This is a genomic window from Streptomyces sp. 7R007 (assembly GCF_054850255.1).
The window spans coordinates 18055-35949 of the sequence record NZ_JBTWMV010000062.1; the positions used below are offsets into that span (position 1 = coordinate 18055).

At 70.2% G+C, this 17895-nt stretch carries 14 protein-coding genes and 1 pseudogene; 6 read left to right on the forward strand and 9 right to left on the reverse strand.

Features of this window, described 5'->3' with window-relative positions; translation table 11 throughout:
* Window positions 1-21: 21 nt before the first annotated feature.
* Window positions 22-3174, forward strand: coding sequence for an FAD-binding and (Fe-S)-binding domain-containing protein (locus tag ACYF6T_RS39770; RefSeq protein ID WP_461702834.1), 3153 nt, complete (start codon window positions 22-24; stop codon window positions 3172-3174).
* Window positions 3175-3244: 70 nt separating this feature from the next.
* On the opposite strand, the gene ACYF6T_RS39775 is transcribed toward ACYF6T_RS39770, so the two are convergent.
* Window positions 3245-3643: a hypothetical protein gene (locus ACYF6T_RS39775; RefSeq protein ID WP_461702835.1), complete on the reverse strand. Its 399-nt coding sequence runs from the start codon at window positions 3641-3643 to the stop codon at window positions 3245-3247.
* A gap of 96 nt (window positions 3644-3739) precedes the next feature.
* Window positions 3740-4927, reverse strand: coding sequence for an FAD-dependent monooxygenase (locus ACYF6T_RS39780; RefSeq protein WP_461702836.1), 1188 nt, complete (start codon window positions 4925-4927; stop codon window positions 3740-3742).
* Between the two features lie 264 nt (window positions 4928-5191).
* On the opposite strand from ACYF6T_RS39780, the gene ACYF6T_RS39785 reads away from it, so the two are divergent.
* From ACYF6T_RS39785 to ACYF6T_RS39795, 3 genes are all read left to right on the forward strand, one after another.
* Window positions 5192-6541, forward strand: a complete 1350-nt coding sequence (locus ACYF6T_RS39785; RefSeq protein ID WP_461702837.1) for an amino acid permease — start codon at window positions 5192-5194, stop codon at window positions 6539-6541.
* A gap of 389 nt (window positions 6542-6930) precedes the next feature.
* Window positions 6931-8610 carry a chloride channel protein gene (locus ACYF6T_RS39790; RefSeq protein ID WP_461702838.1) on the forward strand — a complete coding sequence of 560 codons (1680 nt, stop codon included), beginning with the start codon at window positions 6931-6933 and terminating at the stop codon, window positions 8608-8610.
* A 116-nt stretch (window positions 8611-8726) separates the two neighbouring features.
* Window positions 8727-8972 (forward strand): hypothetical protein, encoded by a 246-nt coding sequence (locus ACYF6T_RS39795; RefSeq protein ID WP_461702839.1) that lies wholly within the window; start codon window positions 8727-8729, stop codon window positions 8970-8972.
* 566 nt (window positions 8973-9538) lie between these two features.
* On the opposite strand, the gene ACYF6T_RS39800 is transcribed toward ACYF6T_RS39795, so the two are convergent.
* Together ACYF6T_RS39800 and ACYF6T_RS39805 are read right to left on the reverse strand one after the other, a co-directional pair.
* Complete coding sequence (locus ACYF6T_RS39800; RefSeq protein ID WP_461702840.1) at window positions 9539-10219, reverse strand: hypothetical protein; 681 nt, start codon at window positions 10217-10219, stop codon at window positions 9539-9541.
* 231 nt (window positions 10220-10450) lie between these two features.
* Entirely contained in the window at window positions 10451-10987 is a 537-nt protein-coding gene (locus tag ACYF6T_RS39805) for a MarR family winged helix-turn-helix transcriptional regulator (RefSeq protein ID WP_461702841.1), read from the reverse strand.
* Between the two features lie 136 nt (window positions 10988-11123).
* Here ACYF6T_RS39805 and ACYF6T_RS39810 point away from each other — a divergent pair, with 136 nt between their 5' ends.
* Complete coding sequence (locus tag ACYF6T_RS39810; RefSeq protein ID WP_461702842.1) at window positions 11124-11537, forward strand: hypothetical protein; 414 nt, start codon at window positions 11124-11126, stop codon at window positions 11535-11537.
* A gap of 553 nt (window positions 11538-12090) precedes the next feature.
* On the opposite strand, the pseudogene ACYF6T_RS39815 reads toward ACYF6T_RS39810, so the two are convergent.
* Window positions 12091-13060, reverse strand: a pseudogene (locus ACYF6T_RS39815) (NAD(P)-dependent alcohol dehydrogenase); the annotation flags it as partial.
* Window positions 13061-13146: 86 nt separating this feature from the next.
* On the opposite strand from ACYF6T_RS39815, the gene ACYF6T_RS39820 reads away from it, so the two are divergent.
* Entirely contained in the window at window positions 13147-13737 is a 591-nt protein-coding gene (locus ACYF6T_RS39820; RefSeq protein WP_461702843.1) for a TetR/AcrR family transcriptional regulator, read from the forward strand.
* Between the two features lie 245 nt (window positions 13738-13982).
* Here the strand turns inward: ACYF6T_RS39820 and ACYF6T_RS39825 are convergent, their stop codons facing one another.
* The 4 genes from ACYF6T_RS39825 to ACYF6T_RS39840 all read right to left on the reverse strand — a co-directional run bounded on the left by ACYF6T_RS39825 (window position 13983) and on the right by ACYF6T_RS39840 (window position 17637).
* On the reverse strand, window positions 13983-14510 hold the full coding sequence (locus ACYF6T_RS39825; protein WP_461702844.1) for a proline dehydrogenase: 528 nt from the start codon (window positions 14508-14510) through the stop codon (window positions 13983-13985).
* Between the two features lie 541 nt (window positions 14511-15051).
* On the reverse strand, window positions 15052-15741 hold the full coding sequence (locus tag ACYF6T_RS39830) for a response regulator (protein WP_461702845.1): 690 nt from the start codon (window positions 15739-15741) through the stop codon (window positions 15052-15054).
* Window positions 15738-16961: a sensor histidine kinase gene (locus tag ACYF6T_RS39835; RefSeq protein WP_461702846.1), complete on the reverse strand. Its 1224-nt coding sequence runs from the start codon at window positions 16959-16961 to the stop codon at window positions 15738-15740. Before ACYF6T_RS39835 ends, ACYF6T_RS39830 begins: the two co-directional genes overlap by 4 nt.
* An 88-nt stretch (window positions 16962-17049) precedes the next feature.
* Complete coding sequence (locus ACYF6T_RS39840) at window positions 17050-17637, reverse strand: hypothetical protein (protein WP_461702847.1); 588 nt, start codon at window positions 17635-17637, stop codon at window positions 17050-17052.
* Window positions 17638-17895 lie beyond the last annotated feature (258 nt).

Below are 17895 nucleotides of genomic sequence, written 5' to 3' on the forward strand. Positions count from 1 at the left end.
CGCAAAGGAGAGTTCACCCTGATGGCGAAGTCCACCCGCCGCACCACACGCGACATCCCGGCCAAGACCCACCCCGAGATCCCCGGAGCGCCACGCGCCCGTCAAACGCTCGAGGTGGGCAAACTGGAGCAGGCACTGCGCAAGGCGGTCAAGGGCGAAGTGCGCTTCGACACCGCCTCACTGGGCCTGTACGCCCAGGACGCCTCCAACTTCCGCCAGGTACCGATCGGGGTCGTGGTCCCGCGCACCCTCGACGACGTCGTCGCCGTCCACCGGATCTGTCACCGCTTCGGCGCGCCCATCCTCAACCGGGGCGGCGGGACCAGCCTGTCCGGCGAGACGGTCAACGAAGCCGTGGTGATCGACCACTCGAAGTACCTCACCCGCATCGGGAAGATCGACGCCCGCCGCCGACTGGTCACCTGCGAACCCGGGGTCATCAACGAGGAACTGAACCGGCACACCGGTGAGCACAACCTGGTCTTCGGCCCCGACCCCTCATCGCACTCCCGCTGCGTCATCGGCGGCAACATCGGCAACAACTCCTGCGGCATCCACTCGGTGCAGTCGCAGCTGTACGGTCCCGGCCCGCGCACCAGCGACAACGTGCACGCCTTGGAGGTCGTCACCTATGACGGCGAGCGCTTCTGGGTCGGCGTGAACGAGGAAGACCAGCTGGAGGCCATCATCGCCGCCGGCGGCCGCAAGGGCGAGATCTACGCGGCGCTGCGGGACCTGCGCGACAAGTACGCCGACGCCATCCGGGCAGGATTCCGTTCCGCCGAGGAGGTCCCGCGCCGGGTCTCCGGTTACAACCTCGACGAGCTTCTGCCCGAGCGCGGCTTCAACGTCGCCCGGGCCCTGGTCGGCACCGAGAGCACGTGCGCCACCGCCCTGCAGGCCGTCCTCATGCTCACCCCGGCGATGCTCCAGCGCACGACCGTGGTCGTGGAGTACGACGACCTCGGGGACGCGGCCGAGCACTGCGAGGAGATCATCGAGCGCTTCAAGCCGATCGGCCTGGAGGGACTCGACGACGAACTCATCCGTGACCAGCAACTGCAGAACATGAACGCGGAGGACCTCAAGGAGCTGCCGCGACTGGGCGGATCGGCCTGGCTGCTGGTGCAGTTCGGCGCGGACAGCGCCGAGGTGTCCCTCGCACAGGCGCAGCGCCTGGTCCGGTGGCTCACCGACGACAAGGGCTACGGCCGAGACCGTATCCGCATCGCCAAGAGCAAGCAGGCGGGCGGCACCAGCGGCGACCTGTGGGCGATCCGGGAAAGCGGCCTCGGCTCGACCGCGTTCCCACCCGACGGCAAGGACCACTGGCCCGGCTGGGAGGACTCCGCCGTCCCCCCGTCCCAGACCGGCGCATACGTGCGTGCCCTGCGCAAGGTGATGGACAAACACGGCCTCTCCGGCGCCATGTACGGCCATTTCGGGCAGGGCTGCATCCACTGCCGCATCAGCTTCGACCTGCGTACCGCACAAGGGATCGCCACCTACCGGGCGTTCATGGAGGAGGCCGCCGATCTCTGCGTCGGCATGGGCGGCTCGGTCTCGGGCGAACACGGCGACGGGCAGCAGCGCGGCGAGCTGCTGGAGCGGCAGTTCGGCCCTGAACTGGTGACGGCGATGCGGGAGTTCAAGGCGATCTGGGACCCGCAGTGGAAGATGAGCCCGGGCAAGGTCGTCGACCCCTACCGGATGGACGAAAACCTCAAGCTGGGCACCGACTACAACCCGCCCCGGCAGCCGGTGAAGTTCGCCTACGAGGAGGACGGCGGGGACTTCGCGCACGCCGCGCTGCGCTGCGTCGGCATCGGAAAGTGCCGGGTGCCGCAGGCGGAGACGACGATGTGCCCCAGCTACCAGGTCACCCGCGAGGAGAAGCACACCACCCGCGGCCGGGCCCGGCTGCTGTACGAGATGCTCAAGGGCGACGTGATCACGGACGGCTGGCAATCCGAGGAGGTCTACGACGCCCTCGACCTGTGCCTGGCCTGCAAGGGCTGCACCAACGACTGCCCCGTCAACGTCGACATGCCCACCTACAAGGCCGAGTTCCTCTACCACCACTTCAAGTCGCCGAACCGCCGCCGCCCGCGCCACGCCTACGCGTTCGGTTTCATCGACCAGGCGGCGAGGATCGCCTCCCACATCCCCGAACTCGCCAACCTCGCCACCCACACGCCCGGACTCGCCCGGCTCGCCAAACTGGCAGCGGGCATCGACCGGCGCCGCCCGCTGCCACGCTTCGCACCGATGACGCTCCAGGAGTGGTTCACGCGGCGCGGCGGCACCGCCAACCCGGCGGGCCGGCCGGTCGTGCTCTTCCCGGACACCTTCAACAACTACTTCCACACCAACGTCGGTGTGGCCTGCGTCGAGGCGATCGAGGCCGCCGGCTGGCAGGTGGTCATGCCCGAACGGCACATCTGCTGCGGGCGACCACTGTACGACTACGGCTTCCTCGACACCGCCGAACGCTACCTCCACCGCGTTCTGGACACCCTCCGCCCCCATCTGCGGGCCGGCACGCCCATCGTCGGCATGGAACCCAGCTGCCTGGCCGTCTTCAAGGACGAGTTGCCCAAGCTGCTGCCGCACGACGACGACGCCAAGCGGCTCACCAAGAACGCCTACCACTTCCCGGAGTTCTTCCAGACCTTCGACATCGACCCGCCCAAGCTCGACGGCTCCGCCCTGCTGTGGGGCCACTGCCACCACCGTGCCACCGGCGGCATGAACCCCGAACAGGAACTGCTGGAGAAGATGGGCCTCGAAGTGCAGAACCTGCAAGGAGGCTGCTGCGGTCTGGCCGGGTCCTGGGGCTTCGAGTCCGGCAAGTACCGCATCTCCATGGACTGCGGCGAGCAGGCCCTCCTGCCCGCCGTCCGCGACGCCGACCCCGACCGTCTGGTGGTCGCCGACGGATTCTCCTGCAAGACGCAGATCAAGGACGCCGGCACGGGACGGCACGCCCTGCATGTGGCCGAGGTGATGAAACTGGCCCGGGACAAGGGCAAGGACGCGGTGACGCGGCTGCCGGAACGCAGCAGCGTGTCCTCGCCCAAGCCTCCGCTGGGCAGGCGGGTGGTCCGGATCTCGGCCGCCACAGCGCTGGGCGCGGCACTCGCCGCGGCCGGTCTCCGCACCGTCCGCCGGTGAGGGCCGCCGCGCCCGCCGGGCAGTGTCCTCGTCGGCGCGGGCGGGCGGGCGCGGCGCCCATCACCCAGGATCAGGCCGTGACCCCCCTGAGCGCGGCTTCCAGCGCCGCGGACCGGTCGGCGTACCCCGTGATGCAGGTGACCAGGCCGTCGGTGACGTCGAAGACGTGGTACACGACGTTCGCCGGGTCGGCGGGCGGCACGGCTCCGTGGATGCGCAGGCCCAGGACGACGGCCGCCGGATAGGTGAAGGTCTCCTCGACGTCGGCCCATAGCCCCAGAGCATGCAGGCGGGCACAGCGGCTGAGGACATGGGAGCGGGTGTGACAGCCGCCGCCTTTCGGGTCCCGGAGACTCCAGCGCACATACGGGTGCAGGACGTCGCCGAGGGCCCGGCAGTCGGCGGAGGCGAGGGCCGCACGCAGGCGGGCGCTGACGAAGCCCGGGCCGGGCCGGGAACTGAAGGACATCGGTACCTCTCCACTGCGCGGGGCGGTCGGTGCCGGCCCGTTCTCCTGCCTGCGGGCCGGCACCACTCAGCGGCGACACCCGCTGCTCATGCTCGACTACGTAGGCACTGCGGCCAGTTGCCGCAGCGCCGGCCGCTGCTTGCCGGTCAGAACGGTGCCGGCGAGGCGACGGGCGCCCGGCAGTCCGACGAAGCGCAGGGCGGTGCGCCGGATGGCCAGCTGCCGTTCCGACTCGGGGACGAACCAGCGAGCCGTTCTGCGGGCGGCTCGCTGCCGGTCCCGTACGACCGGCCGCCACAGGCGCTCATAGCCGTGCAGCGCGTCCTCGACGCGGCGCGCGGAGGCGAGTTGGTCGGCCAGGACATAGGCACCGGCGAGGGCCATGGAGGCCCCCTGCCCTGCAAGCAGGGACACCGCCTGGCAGGCGTCGCCGAGCAAGACCACCCGGCCGCGGCTCCAGGAGGGGACCTCGGTCTGGGCAACCTGGTCGTAGTAGACGCTCGAGGACGGGGGGCAGCCGGCCAGCGCGCGGGGTACGAGCCAGCCGAGGGAGCCGTAGGCGCGGTACAGCGCGGCCCGCGCGTCGTCCGGGCGGCGGGGATCGGCGCTGCGGTGGACGGCGAAGGCGGCGACCTTGCCGTTACGCAGGGCATACAGGCCCATCTGCCGGTCGACGCTGTCGGTGAGACAGAACCGGCCGCCGACCTCCTCGTGTACGTGGGGGTCGTCGAAGGTGAACGCGGCAGTGTGGAAGCCGAGGTAGCGCACGTACCGCTGCTCCTCGCCGAAGACCATGGACCGTACGGTGGAGTGCAGACCGTCGGCTCCGACGAGGAGGTCGGCGTCGAGGGTGCTGCCGTCGGTGAGGGTGAGGCGGATGCCATAGGCGCTCGGGTCGATCCGCGCCGGGCCGACACCGAAGCGCAGGCCCACGGCGAAGGACAGCCGTTCCCGCAGGGCGAGTTCGAGATCGGGCCGCATGATGCTCAGCAGGCGACCGTCGAGGGAGCGGGTGAGGCGGTCGTAGCTCAGCCGGGCACGGCACTGCCCCGCATCGTCGACGAAGGCGGCCTCCGAGACCGGATAGCTCACTTCCTCCAGCCAGGGCAGCACGCCCATGGCCTCGGCCGCGTCGTACCCCGGACCGAAAAAGTCGATCATGTATCCCTCGGTGCGGGGGCACGGCGCCTTCTCCACGATCTCGACGTCCCAGCCGAGCACGTTGTGCAGACGGCCGGCCAGCGCCAGCCCCGCGATACCGGCTCCGCAGATCACTGCCTTCATCGGTATCCTCCGCCGCCTTTCCTACCGCTCCCGAGCACCCCCTACACTTTTGCGCTATGCAAAACTCGCCTGTCAAGGCGACTTCGCTCACCCGGGCCGCCGGTCGGGAATCTTGACGCCCCCCTAACACCTCACCGACCGTCCTTGACGTAGCGTTGACGCCGGTGTGCCGGGAAGACGGGTCGGCGAAGTGTCCCCCATGAACTGTGCGACGAAGGGCTTCGTGTGACCCCCTCCCAATCGGCGGCTACCACCACCATCCCGGTGCCTGGCCACGCACCGCGCCGTTCCGTTCTCTTCTTCGCGTTCGCCTTCGCGGTGATCGCCGATCCGGTCTCCTCGGTGGCCTACGCGATCGAGGCTGCGCTGCGCGCCCTGCACGGCGACCTGGCACTGCTGCTGCCGACGATGAGCCTGGTGATCGGTCTCGTCGTGGTGGTCACCGCCAACTACTGGCAGCTGGTGCGCCGTTTCCCCAAGGGCGGCGGTGCCGCAGCCGCAGCGGCCCGCGCGTTCGGGCCACGCTGGACGTTCCTACCCATCGGCGCGCTGGTCGTCGACTTCGTGCTGACCATCGGTATCTCGATCGCAGCTGCCGCCAGTGCGGTCATCGCCCTGTTCCCGGGGCTGGCCGCATGGCGCATTCCGCTGGCACTGCTGCTGCTCGTGGTGGTGGCCGGACTCACCTGGTTCGGGCACGGCGGCCGGCTGCTGTTCGCCGTCATGACCGTGGCGTTCGTCGTCATCTCCGTCGCCGTGCTCGTCCTGGGCTTCACCTCGCCGCACACCACCGGCCACGCGGCCGCCACCACCGACCCCGGCCACTCGGCGATGCTCGCCGTCGTGCTCGCCTTCCCCGTCGCCATGGCCCTGGCCACCGGCATCGAGGCCCCCTCCACCGCGATCGCCCAGCTCGGTCAGCTCGACGACACCCACCGCCGCCGTTTCGGCCGCGGCACCCTGGCCCTCCTGCTCGTCATCGTCGGCGGGCTCACCCTCGCCCTGACCGCGCTGGCCGTCCGCCTGCACATCGGCATCCCCGACACCGACTCCACCCAGATCGCCGACATCGCGCACGCCGCCGCCGGACCCGGCTGGCTCTACGGCGCCTTCCAGCTGACCAGTTCGCTGCTCCTGCTCGCCGCCGCCAGCTCCTCCTTCCAGGCTGGCCCCGGGCTGCTCAAAGCCCTCTCCGGCACTCCGCAGCAGCCCGGGGTGCTGCCCCCGGTGCTGGGCCGCACCAACCGGCACCACACCCCGTACTGGTCGGTCGTGGTCTACCTGGCCGCCGCCGCGCTGATCATCGTGGCCGCCGCCGGGCAGGAGCAGGAACTCGTCCTGTTCTACGCCGTTGCCGTGTTCGTCAGCTTCCTCACCGGCCTGCTCGCCATGACCCGCTTCGCCCGCCAGGAGAACAAGTCGGCCCTGGCCTGGATCAACGCCGTGGCCGCGGCAGCCGTCGCCTTCACCCTCGTAGTCAACCTGCTGCGCGGCTGGCCCATGCTGTCCCTGCTGGCGACCCTGCTCATCGCGGCAGGCCTGTACACGCGCTGGGCACGGGCCGGACGCCCCACCGGCATCGAGGACGTCGAGGCCCAGGCGGAAGCGGGCTGAGACCCGCCTACCCGCCCCCTCCTGCCGCGCCAGTCAGCGGCTCGACGTCCCGCGCGGCCCGATCAGTGCCGCTGCCCGACGGCCTTGGCAACGGCGCCCCGGCGTCTCCTCGGACGGGCGCGGCGGGCTTTCAGTTCCATCCGGCGGGCGGCCCGGTGCGGTGCCGCCCGGCTGCACTCGACAGTGCGAGACCGTCCCCCCGACGCTCGGAGTGGACCCCGTTACCGGCACCCTTGACTCGCTTTGCATAATGCAAAGATAGGCAGGGGTAGGCGATGAACGCCATACCGGCAACGACGGACGGGAAGCACGTGCCCAGCAGCGCAACACCGAATGGACTCACAGCCACGCACAAGATCACGAGCCTGCGCACCGCCCCATGGGCTCTGATGACTCTGGCGGTCGCGGTCGGCGCCGGAGCCGGGGCCGGTTCGATCATCTTCCGCTGGTGCATCAAAACGTTCACCCGCCTGCTGTCCGGGCACGCCGACTACTCCGCCTCCCCCGGCGCGAGCAATCCGCACGTACCTTGGCTAGGCCCGTACTTCGTGCTCCTCGCTCCGGTCATCGGCGGCCTGCTGTACGGGCCGCTGGTGAACCGGTTCGCCAAGGAAGCCCGCGGCCATGGGGTGCCCGAGGTGATGCTCGCCGTCGCCCAGCGCGGCGGACGCATCAGCCCCAAGGTCGCCATCGTCAAGACACTCGCCTCCGCCCTGTGTATCGGCTCAGGCGGCTCCGTCGGCCGCGAGGGCCCGATCGTGCAGATCGGCTCGGCACTCGGCTCCACCGTCGGCCGGATGACAAAGGTCACCGAAGGCCGCATGAAACTGCTCGTCGCATGCGGCGCGGCAGGCGGCATCGCGGCCACCTTCAACGCCCCGCTGGCCGGCGTGTTCTTCGCCATGGAACTCATCCTGGGCACCTTCAGCGCCGAAGCCTTCGGCGCCACCGTGCTGGCCAGCGTCACCGCGAGCATCATCGGACGCGCCGCCTTCGGCAACACACCCTTTTTGAACCTGCCCGACTTCCACGTCGCCCACCTCAGCCAGTACGGCCTGTTCGCGGCGCTCGGCATCGGTGCCGCGGCCGTCGGCGTGGGCTTCTCCCGGTTCCTCTACCTGATCGAGGACGCCTGCGACTGGCTGTGGCGCGGCCCGGAATGGCTGCGCCCCGCGGTTGGCGGACTGCTACTCGGCGGCCTGCTGCTGACACTGCCACAGATGTACGGAGTGGGCTACCCGGTGCTTCAGAAAGCGACCGAGGGTGGCTACGCGGTGGGCTTCCTACTCCTTCTGCTGCTCGGCAAGATGCTCGCGACCAGCCTGAGCATCGGCATCGGTGGCTCGGGCGGGGTCTTCGCGCCCAGCCTGTTCATCGGGGCAATGCTGGGCTCGGCTTACGGCATCGGCGTCCGGCACCTGATGCCCCACTCTGCGGGCGCGGTGGGCGCCTACGCCCTGGTCGGCATGGGTGCCGTCTTCGCCGGCGCCGCCCGGGCGCCGATCACCGCCGTGGTGATCCTCTTCGAGCTCACCGGCGAGTACTCGATCATCCTGCCCCTGATGCTCGCCATCGTGCTGGCCACCGCCACCAGCCGTCTGCTCTCGCGCGACACCATCTACACCCTCAAGCTGCGCCGCCGCGGCATCGACCTCGAAGGCCCGGCACCCGGCGCGCAGATCGGCGCTCAGCACGTCGGCGCCGTCATGGAAGCCCTACCCTCCCCCCTGGCCGCGTCCACGCGCCTTGCCGACGCCGCCGACCTGCTGAGTCTGTCAGGGCACGGCGCGCTCCCGGTGGTCGGCGACAGCGGAGACTACGCCGGTGTCGTCACCGCGCAGGCGGTGGCCGAGGCGCTCGCGGAGCAGCCGGAGGACGCGCCGACCCGGGTCGGCCAGCTCGCCGAGACACCCGCCCCCATCCTGGCCGACCAGCCTCTCTCCCAAGCCCTCCACACCCTGCTGTCGGCCTCCGGAACCGGAATGCCGGTCCTCGACGCCGAGCACGGCAAACCGGTGGGCTGGCTCAGCCACCAGAGCGCTCTGCGCGCCGTGCACACGGTCTCCTGACGACACCCACAACCCCTCGCAGGGCGGGACCCGCGTCGGCGGAGCAGCCAACTTTTGCACTGTGCAACACTGGGTACGAAGGTTTAGAACACCCGGATCACCCAAGGAGCTGTGCCATGCACACAAAGCACATCCAACGCTCCTACTCGTTCGCGTGCCTCGACTGCGGGCACGGCTGGGAGGCAACCTACGACATTGACGTGTCCACGGACGAGCAGGCCCAGATCACCACCGTCTACCGCCTGGGCGGCAGGCAGGTGCCTTCTCCGCTGCAGGCCCCACGCTGCCCCGCCTGCGAGGGCCGCAAGATACGCATCATGCGGCCCGGCCGGGTGGCGACGGCTCACCAGTACGAGCGGTGACGCGGAAGGATCTGACGAGCGACGCCGCCGGCACGACTCCGACAGGGCTCTCCTGTGGCGTGATGGGCGCACGCCGTCGCCACCGACGACAGCATCACGCATGCTCGGCGTCCTAACCTCGTCCAGCAACCCATCGCGCGATCGCCAGTATGCACTGGGGCTCTCGATGACGGCCGAACACGATTTCATCGTGCCCACGCGCTTCACTGGGCTGTGGCGCAGGGTCACAGCCCGCCACCGGCCCGGCGGTTCGACTCCACCTTCGCCAACGTCCTGCGCGTCACCCACGGCCGGATCTTCCCGGCCATCGCCAAGACTCGCCGCACTCGGACGTCAGCCCGCCGACCGCCCCACGACACCGTCCTCGACCACATCACCGTGCCGGACGGAACCGGCGCCGTGAACTGCGATCGAGTCTCTTTCCAGCAGACGGCCGCAAACTCCCCAGAAAGCGACTCACAACGCCTGCGGCTCAGTCGGGCGCCCCCCGTCACCATTCTCACGCCCCACCGCAGTGGGCATGCATCGACACCGCTTCCACGACGCCCAGCCTCTCGGCCGACGGATCACACGTGGCCGGTCCCACGGGCGGGCAACGGCTCTGCCGTCTCGGTGGGACAGGAAAGCCGGTAGGAGCGGACGACAGCGAGGAGGGTCGCTGCCGCGAGGGCTGCCGCCCAGGGAGTCAGTTCGCGCAGTGGACCCGACACGCTGGTATTCGTCCGTGCGCCCCGTGGGGGCACCCGTCCCTCGGGATCCGACACGACGGCGAGCGCATCTCCGGGCCGGGTCGCTTTCCCGCAGCCCCGCCAGATCGGTACCCGAAGCGGAACGCCGTCGGCGTCCGCTACCGAGCACAGGTACCGGGCCCGCCCGTCTCCCGCCGCCCGGCCCTCCTCGACCGACGTCACCACCACCGACTCCACCTGCCCACGCTCGGCCAGCACTATTCCGGCCGCCGCCTGAGGAGCCTGCAGCGCAAGGCACAACCCGAGCAGCGCGGTAACGCCAATCAGCGCCCGTCCTGCCCGTACGAACGACAGATACACGGCCAGCGCCCCCGCGCACACCAACCCCGCCTCGCCGTCGGCCAGCGAGGCTCTGCCCGTCCAGGCCCCGAAGACTGTCGTAGCGACGATCGCCCCGATCGCGAGCACCGCCGCCAACAGCCCCTCCCCCACGAGCCACCACGGTGGCCGCCCGACGAACTCCGCCGGACCCCATACCGTGGTGCGCACATGCGTCATCAGATGACGCTCGGGTACGGGCGGGAACGGGAGCCCACACCTCAGGCGCACGCGTCTCACACCCTCCGCACCCTTTCCGCCGAGGCCGGCCGCTGGGTGCATCCCCGCGATGAGCACCCGCGGTCGCAGCGCTGCCGGGAAGCCGCCCTTCACGACTCCCTTGCATTATGCAAGACATCCCAGGTGCGGAACAGGGAGGGCCGGGAACCGTGGCGAGGCCGGCGAGCCACGTCAGGTGTCGTTAGCCATCACGCCGTCGACGGCCCACCCCAGCGGATGGGGCTCCGGGTCGTCCGATCCGGGAGCAGGGGGCTCGCCTCCCGCCTTGTTGAAGGCTCCCAGCGCCTCGACGAGCGCTAGGCGCTGTACCGGGGAGAGCCGCTCCACGATGGCGGCGATCTCGGAACGGCGACGGGCGGTGACGTCCTCGACGGTGCGCCGTCCCTCCTCGGTCAGCTGCAGCAGGGTCTCCCGGCGGTTGCCGGGATTGGTCTGCCGGTCGGCGAGCCCGGCCGCGATCAGCCGGTCGACCATCCGCATCGCCGTCGAGGGCGCCACCTGCAGCAGGTCGGCGAGGGTCACCAGCTTGGTGGCACCCCGGGTGGACAGCACCACCAGCATGCGGAACTGCGGGAGCGTCACCCGATCCTCGACCTCGGCGAGCGAACGGGCGGAGACCGCCACCAACAGTCGGGAAGCGGTCAGCACCGCACGAGTGACCGCATCGACGTCGTCCATCATCCCCGCAGGGTTCTCACGCTCCGGCATATGTCCTTTCTACCGTGTCGAAGGCGATTCCCACTCAGGCGAAGGGAACAGATCTTCCCGCCCCATGACTGTGACAGCGGAGCGATAGCATCCGGGGTCATCGACGATAGGGCCTGACCCGCCCGGCCGCACCCCCTTGCCGCTGCCGGACTGGTGCTACGACAGCTCCGATCGCGACGAAACGTGGTACTTCACGCGGTTCCACGCCTGCGCGATCGAGACATGGACCGTCGACGTCCGCGACATCAAGACCCAGGAACTGGTCGGACATCTCGTCTACCAGGCCGACGAGTACGTCTACGCCCAGAAGGACATCCCCACGTGGGGGCACCAGCTGTCGATCCTCTTGTACAACGGCTGGGCAGATCAGCGGCACCCACCGTCATGGGCGACGCCACCTGCCAAGGCAACTGCACCCTGGCCGGCCTCTGACATCGATTTGCCCGAACAGCCCATCACCCTGAGCAGCATGCCGTTCAGGCAGGCCTTCCCCACGAGCACCGTCACCGCTGCGGGTGCCACCGGCACCGCCAAGACCACCATCTACTAGAAGTTCAAACCCGTCCTGGGTCGCAGGCACCGGCCTGTTCGGTGTAACCGTCCCGACGGACGTCCGCTGCGACAACACCACCCCCGGTGGAACCACCATCGGCTGCATCTTCAAGGACTACGAACCAGTTGACGTCGTCAGCCTCAGCAGCTCGAGCCCGAACTACGCGCGCGATGTCCGGGATGCCCAGGCGGCCGGTCTGCCCGGCGCCTATCCTGACGGCCCGCCGCTCTACCGACTGACCGACGCGACGCTGCGCGACCGGAACGGGACACTGCCTGCCCGCAGGCTTCCAGCGGTGGTTACCCGCGCCCCACAGGCTACAACAGCGATGAACACCCCTTCCGCTCCACCTGGCAAGGGGCCTGCACCGGTTCACTGCCTCAGCCCCAGCCCTACCCGGGCCGCACCTTCGACTGGTGCCCCACTGCGCTCCCCCGTCGGCACCGCAGGTCCTGACGGATGGAGCGCCTGCATGATCCCGGCCAGCGAAAACAGCAGCGCGGGCAGCCTCCTGAACGTCTTCTGCACCGGCAACCGGGGTCATCGAGAGAATGACTGCCTTGATCCCGCGTCTTCGCAGGTAAGAGCGGTTGGCGCGGGACGAGTAGGCCTTGTCCGCGAGCATTTCCACGGTCTGACGCAATCCTGCGGTACCGGAGGAAGTGAGCTTCTTGCGTCCGGTTGCGAGTTCCAGAAGCCGCGGGCCCGTCAGCAGCGGGTTGCCCAGGACGCACAGGGTGCCGTCCAGGTCGAGCATGGCGATCAGCGGTGGGAGGTCGTGCTCGGCCGGAATGACGTCGAGGATGAAGTCGAAGCGGCCCCTGGCGGCCATCTGGATGTCGTCCGTGGTTACGAGCAGGTCGGATGTCCCGAGTTCACGGGCGTCCGCCGCCTTGTCCGCGCTACGGCTGAGGACGGTGACCTCGGCACCCAGCGCGGCGGCGAGTGTGACCGCGAGGTGCCCGAGCCCGCCGAGCCCGGCGACGGCGGCGGCTGCCCGGCCCGACGCCGGCCGCCCGCAGGGGCTCCCAGACGCTCGCACCGGCGCACATCAGCGGTGCTGCGGCGGCCGGGTCAAGACCGTCAGGCAGGTGGAACGCGAACTTCGCGCGCAAGACGTACTCGCGGCTGTAAGCACCCTTGGTCACGGTGCCGTCGACGCGGTCGATGCCGCCGTAGGTGGTGGTCGGACGGTTGTAGCAGTAGTTCTCCTGTCCGGCCTGGCACATGGCGCATTCGCCGCACGAGTCGATGATCGTGCCGATGGCGACCCGCTCGCCGACGGCGAAGCCGGTGACCGCCTGGCCGACGGCGACGACGACGCCCGTCGCCTCGTGTCCGGGAACGAGGTCCTTCTCGCCGAGCATGCCGTGGATGCGGTGCAGGTCGCTGTGGCAGACCCCGCAGTAGTCGATTCGTACGGCGATGTCGTCCGGGCGCAGGTCGCGCCGCTCGATGGTGACGCGGGTCAGCGTGTTGCCGGTCGGGTCGAGGCTCTGCCAGCCGGTCGTGGTCCTCATGCTCAGTCCGTCCCCTCCAAAGCGGAATCTGTATTCACTTTAGCATGAAGGTGAATACAGATTCCGCTTCGCGTACACTGGCGAAGGTGACCTCACAGCCACATCGACAGCCGACGCCCCAGGCCGCTTCCCGCGCTCCGCGACGCGACGCCCTGCGCAATGACGCGATCGTCATCAACGCGGCGCGTGCCGTTTTCGCCGAGCTGGGACCACAGGCGAGCATGGAGTCCATCGCGACACGCGCCGGTCTGGGCGTCGGCACGATCTACCGGCGCTTCCCAGGCAAGGACGCCCTCCTCGACGCCGTCGCGCGACTGTTGACCAGGGAAATCGACCAAGCCGCCGCCGCTGCACTCGAGGACCCAGACCCCGGCGCCGGACTCGAACGATTCCTCGAATTCGTCGGAGCCTTCAACGCGGAGAACCGCCGCTACGCGGCCGCCCTGACCGACCGCGTCGCTGACGATGACGCCGTGAGCGCACAGACAGCAGATCGGGTCCTGCGCCTCACGCAGAAGGCGGTCGACGCGGGGTACCTCGCCCAAGACGTCACGGCCGATGACATCAAAGCCCTGATCGTCGCGCTCCGAGGAGTGGTGGCCGCTTCACCGGACGGCGATGACGCTCCATGGCGCCGTTTCCTCCGCATCCATCTCACCGGACTTCGGGCCGATTGAACGACACGGCCCGGACTACCGCCACCGGAGCGCACGGCGCAACGAGAAACCCCCGCTCTTGGTACTGCAGCAGCGGTTCGCTATCTGGCCTGGTCACAGGCATCGTGCGGAGTGTAGTGGGCTGATGGGATGTCAGGGGCGGTCTTCGCGGACCGCCCCTGCTGGCGTGGGGACATCGCAGTGCTGTCTCGGACTGCCGAGTGCCGTCTTGCTGCAAACCACCGGCGCGCCCACGAGCGCGGCCATCAAAGGCGTATCCCCCTGTCGCCCAGGACGTCGGCGGCTGCTGCGCGAAGTCCCGTCACGGCCTGGTACAGCAAGTGCTCCCGCTCGGCGGCGAGCGCGGTGTCCCCGTCCTTGCGGGACGTGTCCCCCGCGTGGGCGTCACGCACCATCCGGCGCACCACCTCGGCGAGGTCGTCGGCCGCGTGAACCACACCGTAAAGCGCCTCCACCACGGAAGGCGGCCCCTCCAGGATGACAAGCTCGGCGGCCCGGTGGACGCCCCGAGCCTGGGCGGCAAAGCGCTCCACCTTCTCGTCGACGTCCCTCAGGTCGGGCCGGCCCGCCCGCAGCGCATCGCGCACCGCGTCCAAGGCGACATCACGGTCGTACACCGCGCCCAGGTAGTTCGCGTAGGCCACCCGGCGGTGCTGCCGACGCCACTGGTCGAACTGCGAGCGCGCCGCCGCGCGTCCGGTGACCATCGCGGAGCCGAGGGTGGCGAGTGAGCCTACGGCGGCTCCGAGCAGCGCCGCGAGTCCTGCGTCCATCGCCCCATTCTGCCTACGGCGAGGCTTACTTGAGGTGCGACCAGAAGCGAGACCTGGTGGTTCTCAGGGAACCTTGTGACCCTGTGGGCATGCGCCACCGGGCAGACGGCGTCCACGGTGCTTTGCCGCCGGCCCTCCTCGGGCCTGCACTCGGACAGCGAGACGCCGGCGAGCGTGCCATCGTAGCCCGCGCTACCTGGGCCGCGGCCTCCAAACTCGGGTGGTCCTGGCCTCCGACGCCGATCACCCGCCTCGTCGTCCGCGCGGGTCGGTTCACGCTCGACCCACTGCTGTGTGCAGCGGCAGCGAATGCTGATCTCGTTACGGTCGCAGATCACCATCCCATCGCGTCGGGCGCCGCACTGCGGGCACACCACGGGGACCCCGACGATGACGATGTCCTCGGGGTGGGTGGTGGCACGAAGACCGCTATGGCCGTCGCCGCGTTGCATCTCCTGCTGCAGCCGCAGCAGCGGATCGTCGCCAAAGCCGCCTGCGGCGAGACGATTCTTGGAGGGCGGAGGCTGAAGGGCGGAGCCCCTCAGCCCTTCCGCTGCGCTGGATCCTCCTCGGCGCGGATCCCGTGCCGGTGTGCGTACACCATGGCTTGCGGGCGGTCGCGGCTGCCGGTCTTGGCGAAGATCTGATGGATATGGGTCTTCACCGTGGAGCGGCTCAGGTACAGCCTGGCGGCGATCTCCGCGTTGGACAGGCCCTGCGCGATCAGGCCGAGCACCTGGGCCTCGCGTTCGGTGAGGCCGTCGGGGAGGGCTGCGTTCATCGCGGTGTGTCCGGGGTCGGTGCGCCGGCTTGCGTGGATCAGGCGGGCGGCGGCGAGCGGGTCGAGCATGGCGTGGCCGCAGGCGGCGGCCTCGATGGCGCGGCGGATGTCCGCGGCGGAGGCGTTCTTGGTCAGGTAGCCGGTGGCGCCGGCTTCGAGAGCGGCGAGGATGGAGTCGTCGTCGGTATAGGTGGTGAGGACCACGACGGCCGTGGCCGGACGCTGGGTCCTGAGCTGGCGCGTGGCCTCGACGCCGTCGGTGCCGGGCATGTGAAGGTCCATCAGGACCACGTCGGCCTCGTGCCGGGCGGCGAGATCGACGGCCTGCGCGCCGTCCGCGGCCAATCCGGCGACGTGGACCCCGTCGACGGCGCCTAGGATGGTGGCCAGGCCCTCACGGACGACCCGATGGTCGTCGGCGATGATCACGGAGATCGGTGTCGGGCTCATCGGTCGCTCCCGTCGCTGCGGTTGCCCAGGTTGCCCCGTCGGCAGGGGATGCGTGCGGCGACCCGCCAGCCGCCGTCGGAGGTGGGGCCGGCCTGGAGATCGCCGCCCGCCTGCTCGACGCGTTCCCTCATGCCCCGAAGCCCCAACCCGCCGCCGCTCGCGCGCAGTGCCGCGGGTGTGTCCGGGGGCGGGGCGGGTCTGGTATTGCCGACCTGCACGGTCACGTCCTGCACACCGAAGCCGACCCGGACGTTCACCCGCGCGCCGGGGGCGTGTTTGGCGGCGTTGGTCAGTGCTTCCTGGACGAGCCGGTAGAGCGCGAGCGTGGTGTCGGCGTCCAGCTCCTGCGGCATACCGTCCAGTTCGAGTTCTGCCTGGTGGAGTTCGCAGAGCCGTTCGAGCTGCGCGGCCAGCGGCGTGGACTCGCCGCGCAGCGCGCGGACGGCTTGGCGTGCCTCGTCCAGGCCCGTGCTGACCAGCTCGTGGCCGAGCTCGATCTGTGTGATGAGCTTCTGGCGCGGTGCGTCGGTGCGGGCGAGGGTGTCGATCGCGGTGAGCTGGATCGACAGGGCGCCGAGGGTGTGGGCGAGCACGTCGTGGAGCTCGCGGCCGAGCCGGTTGCGTTCACCGGCGAGTTCCGCCTCGGCCCGGGCGAGCTCGGTACGCCGGCGTTCCGTGGCGACCAGCGTGCGGTGCCGGGCACGCTGGGCGGTCTCGCGTCGGCTCGCACCGGCCACCAGTCCGGCGAGGGCCACGGCGGCGGTACTCAACAGGCGCCCGGGAAACGGCCCGTGAGGGATCGCCGCGAGGCAGTAGGCGACGGGACCGGCGGTGGACAGCACCAGGGCGGCGACCGGATCGAACGCGACGGCGGCCAGGCTCGCCGCCACGCCGGTGAAGATCAGCCCATTGGCGTCGGTGACCGCAAGCACCGCCCCGGCCGCGCCCATCACCGCGGCGACCGCAGCCACGTGCGCACCCCGGGTGCCGGCGGTCAGCAGGGTGCCGGCGATCAGGACGAGCCAGGCCAGCGCGGCGACGGCCAGGGCGACGGGCACCACGACCCCCGGGTCGGTGGGGAGCGCGGCGACGTTGATCCAGACCGACACGCCCAGCCCCACCAGCATGGCCACGGCACGCGCCCGCGGGTCGGGGATCATGCCGCTCAGCCCGATCCCGGGATGGTCCGCGGCCGGGCTGAATCTACTGGTGATACTCATCGGCCCCGATTATCCCAGGACGGTGTGCCCGAAGAGCGGCCCGCAGCGCGCGGACAGCGCACGATCAGGGTGAGCAGCGGCAGGAGGATCACCGTGCGCCTCCCGTCGCATGCGTGGCGCCCATGACCGGGCCGGCCTGGGCCAGGCGCGCGCGACCGCGCACCCACAGCCCCAGGCTGCGGAACAGACTCATGCTCACGGACAGGAAGATGAAGCCGTTCGTCAGACCGGTGGCGCTCAGGTGGTGGTTGGTCAGGAACACGCCGAGGCCCACCGGAAAGACGTGCTGGGCGCCGTAGGCGAAGCCGAGCCGGGCGGCGGACACGGCGATCCAGACCGCCGCGTAACCGGCCCCCGAACGGCTGACCGCGGCGGGGCTGCCTGCGGTGGGCGAGGTGCGCGGCCAACGGCGTCGCCAACCCGGGTGGTAGTCGACGGACACCAGCAGCGGGCAGACCGAGAACAGCCCGAGCGCCGCCCCGGTCAGCGCGCCGGCGCCCTGCAGCAGCAGGTCGTTTCCACCGGTGGGCAGCGAGGTGAAGAAGAACGGCACGATGACGGCGACGCCGACGATCGGCCGTCCCACCCGGAACCAGCCGATCTTGCGGCGGCCGAGATCGGACTCGAGCACGACGGCCAGAAGTGCCAGCTGCATGATCACGATGTTCGCTGTCATGCACCCACCCTCGCGGCGACGTTGAGCCCTGCCATCGGCCTCCGGGTCGGTCACCGGGTGGAGATGCGGGGGCGGGGGGTGGAGATTACGCTCCACCCCCCGCTGCCGACGGCCGCCGGTGGCATCGATCCAGCCGGTCATCGCGTTCGCGGCGAGGAACGACCTCGCAGGCCCGAACGAGTTCGTTGAAGGCGGGTTCGGACGAACCCCGCAGTCGGCCTGGCAGGGTCGGGTGCCGGCGCTCAACGCGGGCTGCGT

Coding starts and splice junctions, on each gene's coding strand:
- ACYF6T_RS39800 (WP_461702840.1), bottom strand. CDS start 10,219: ATGACGCATGTGCGCACCACGGTATGGGGTCCGGCGGAGTTCGTCGGG.
- ACYF6T_RS39830 (WP_461702845.1), bottom strand. CDS start 15,741: ATGAGCCCGACACCGATCTCCGTGATCATCGCCGACGACCATCGGGTC.
- ACYF6T_RS39770 (WP_461702834.1), top strand. CDS start 22: ATGGCGAAGTCCACCCGCCGCACCACACGCGACATCCCGGCCAAGACC.
- ACYF6T_RS39835 (WP_461702846.1), bottom strand. CDS start 16,961: ATGAGTATCACCAGTAGATTCAGCCCGGCCGCGGACCATCCCGGGATC.
- ACYF6T_RS39780 (WP_461702836.1), bottom strand. CDS start 4,927: ATGAAGGCAGTGATCTGCGGAGCCGGTATCGCGGGGCTGGCGCTGGCC.
- ACYF6T_RS39825 (WP_461702844.1), bottom strand. CDS start 14,510: ATGGACGCAGGACTCGCGGCGCTGCTCGGAGCCGCCGTAGGCTCACTC.
- ACYF6T_RS39790 (WP_461702838.1), top strand. CDS start 6,931: ATGACTCTGGCGGTCGCGGTCGGCGCCGGAGCCGGGGCCGGTTCGATC.
- ACYF6T_RS39840 (WP_461702847.1), bottom strand. CDS start 17,637: ATGACAGCGAACATCGTGATCATGCAGCTGGCACTTCTGGCCGTCGTG.
- ACYF6T_RS39805 (WP_461702841.1), bottom strand. CDS start 10,987: ATGCCGGAGCGTGAGAACCCTGCGGGGATGATGGACGACGTCGATGCG.
- ACYF6T_RS39795 (WP_461702839.1), top strand. CDS start 8,727: ATGCACACAAAGCACATCCAACGCTCCTACTCGTTCGCGTGCCTCGAC.
- ACYF6T_RS39775 (WP_461702835.1), bottom strand. CDS start 3,643: ATGTCCTTCAGTTCCCGGCCCGGCCCGGGCTTCGTCAGCGCCCGCCTG.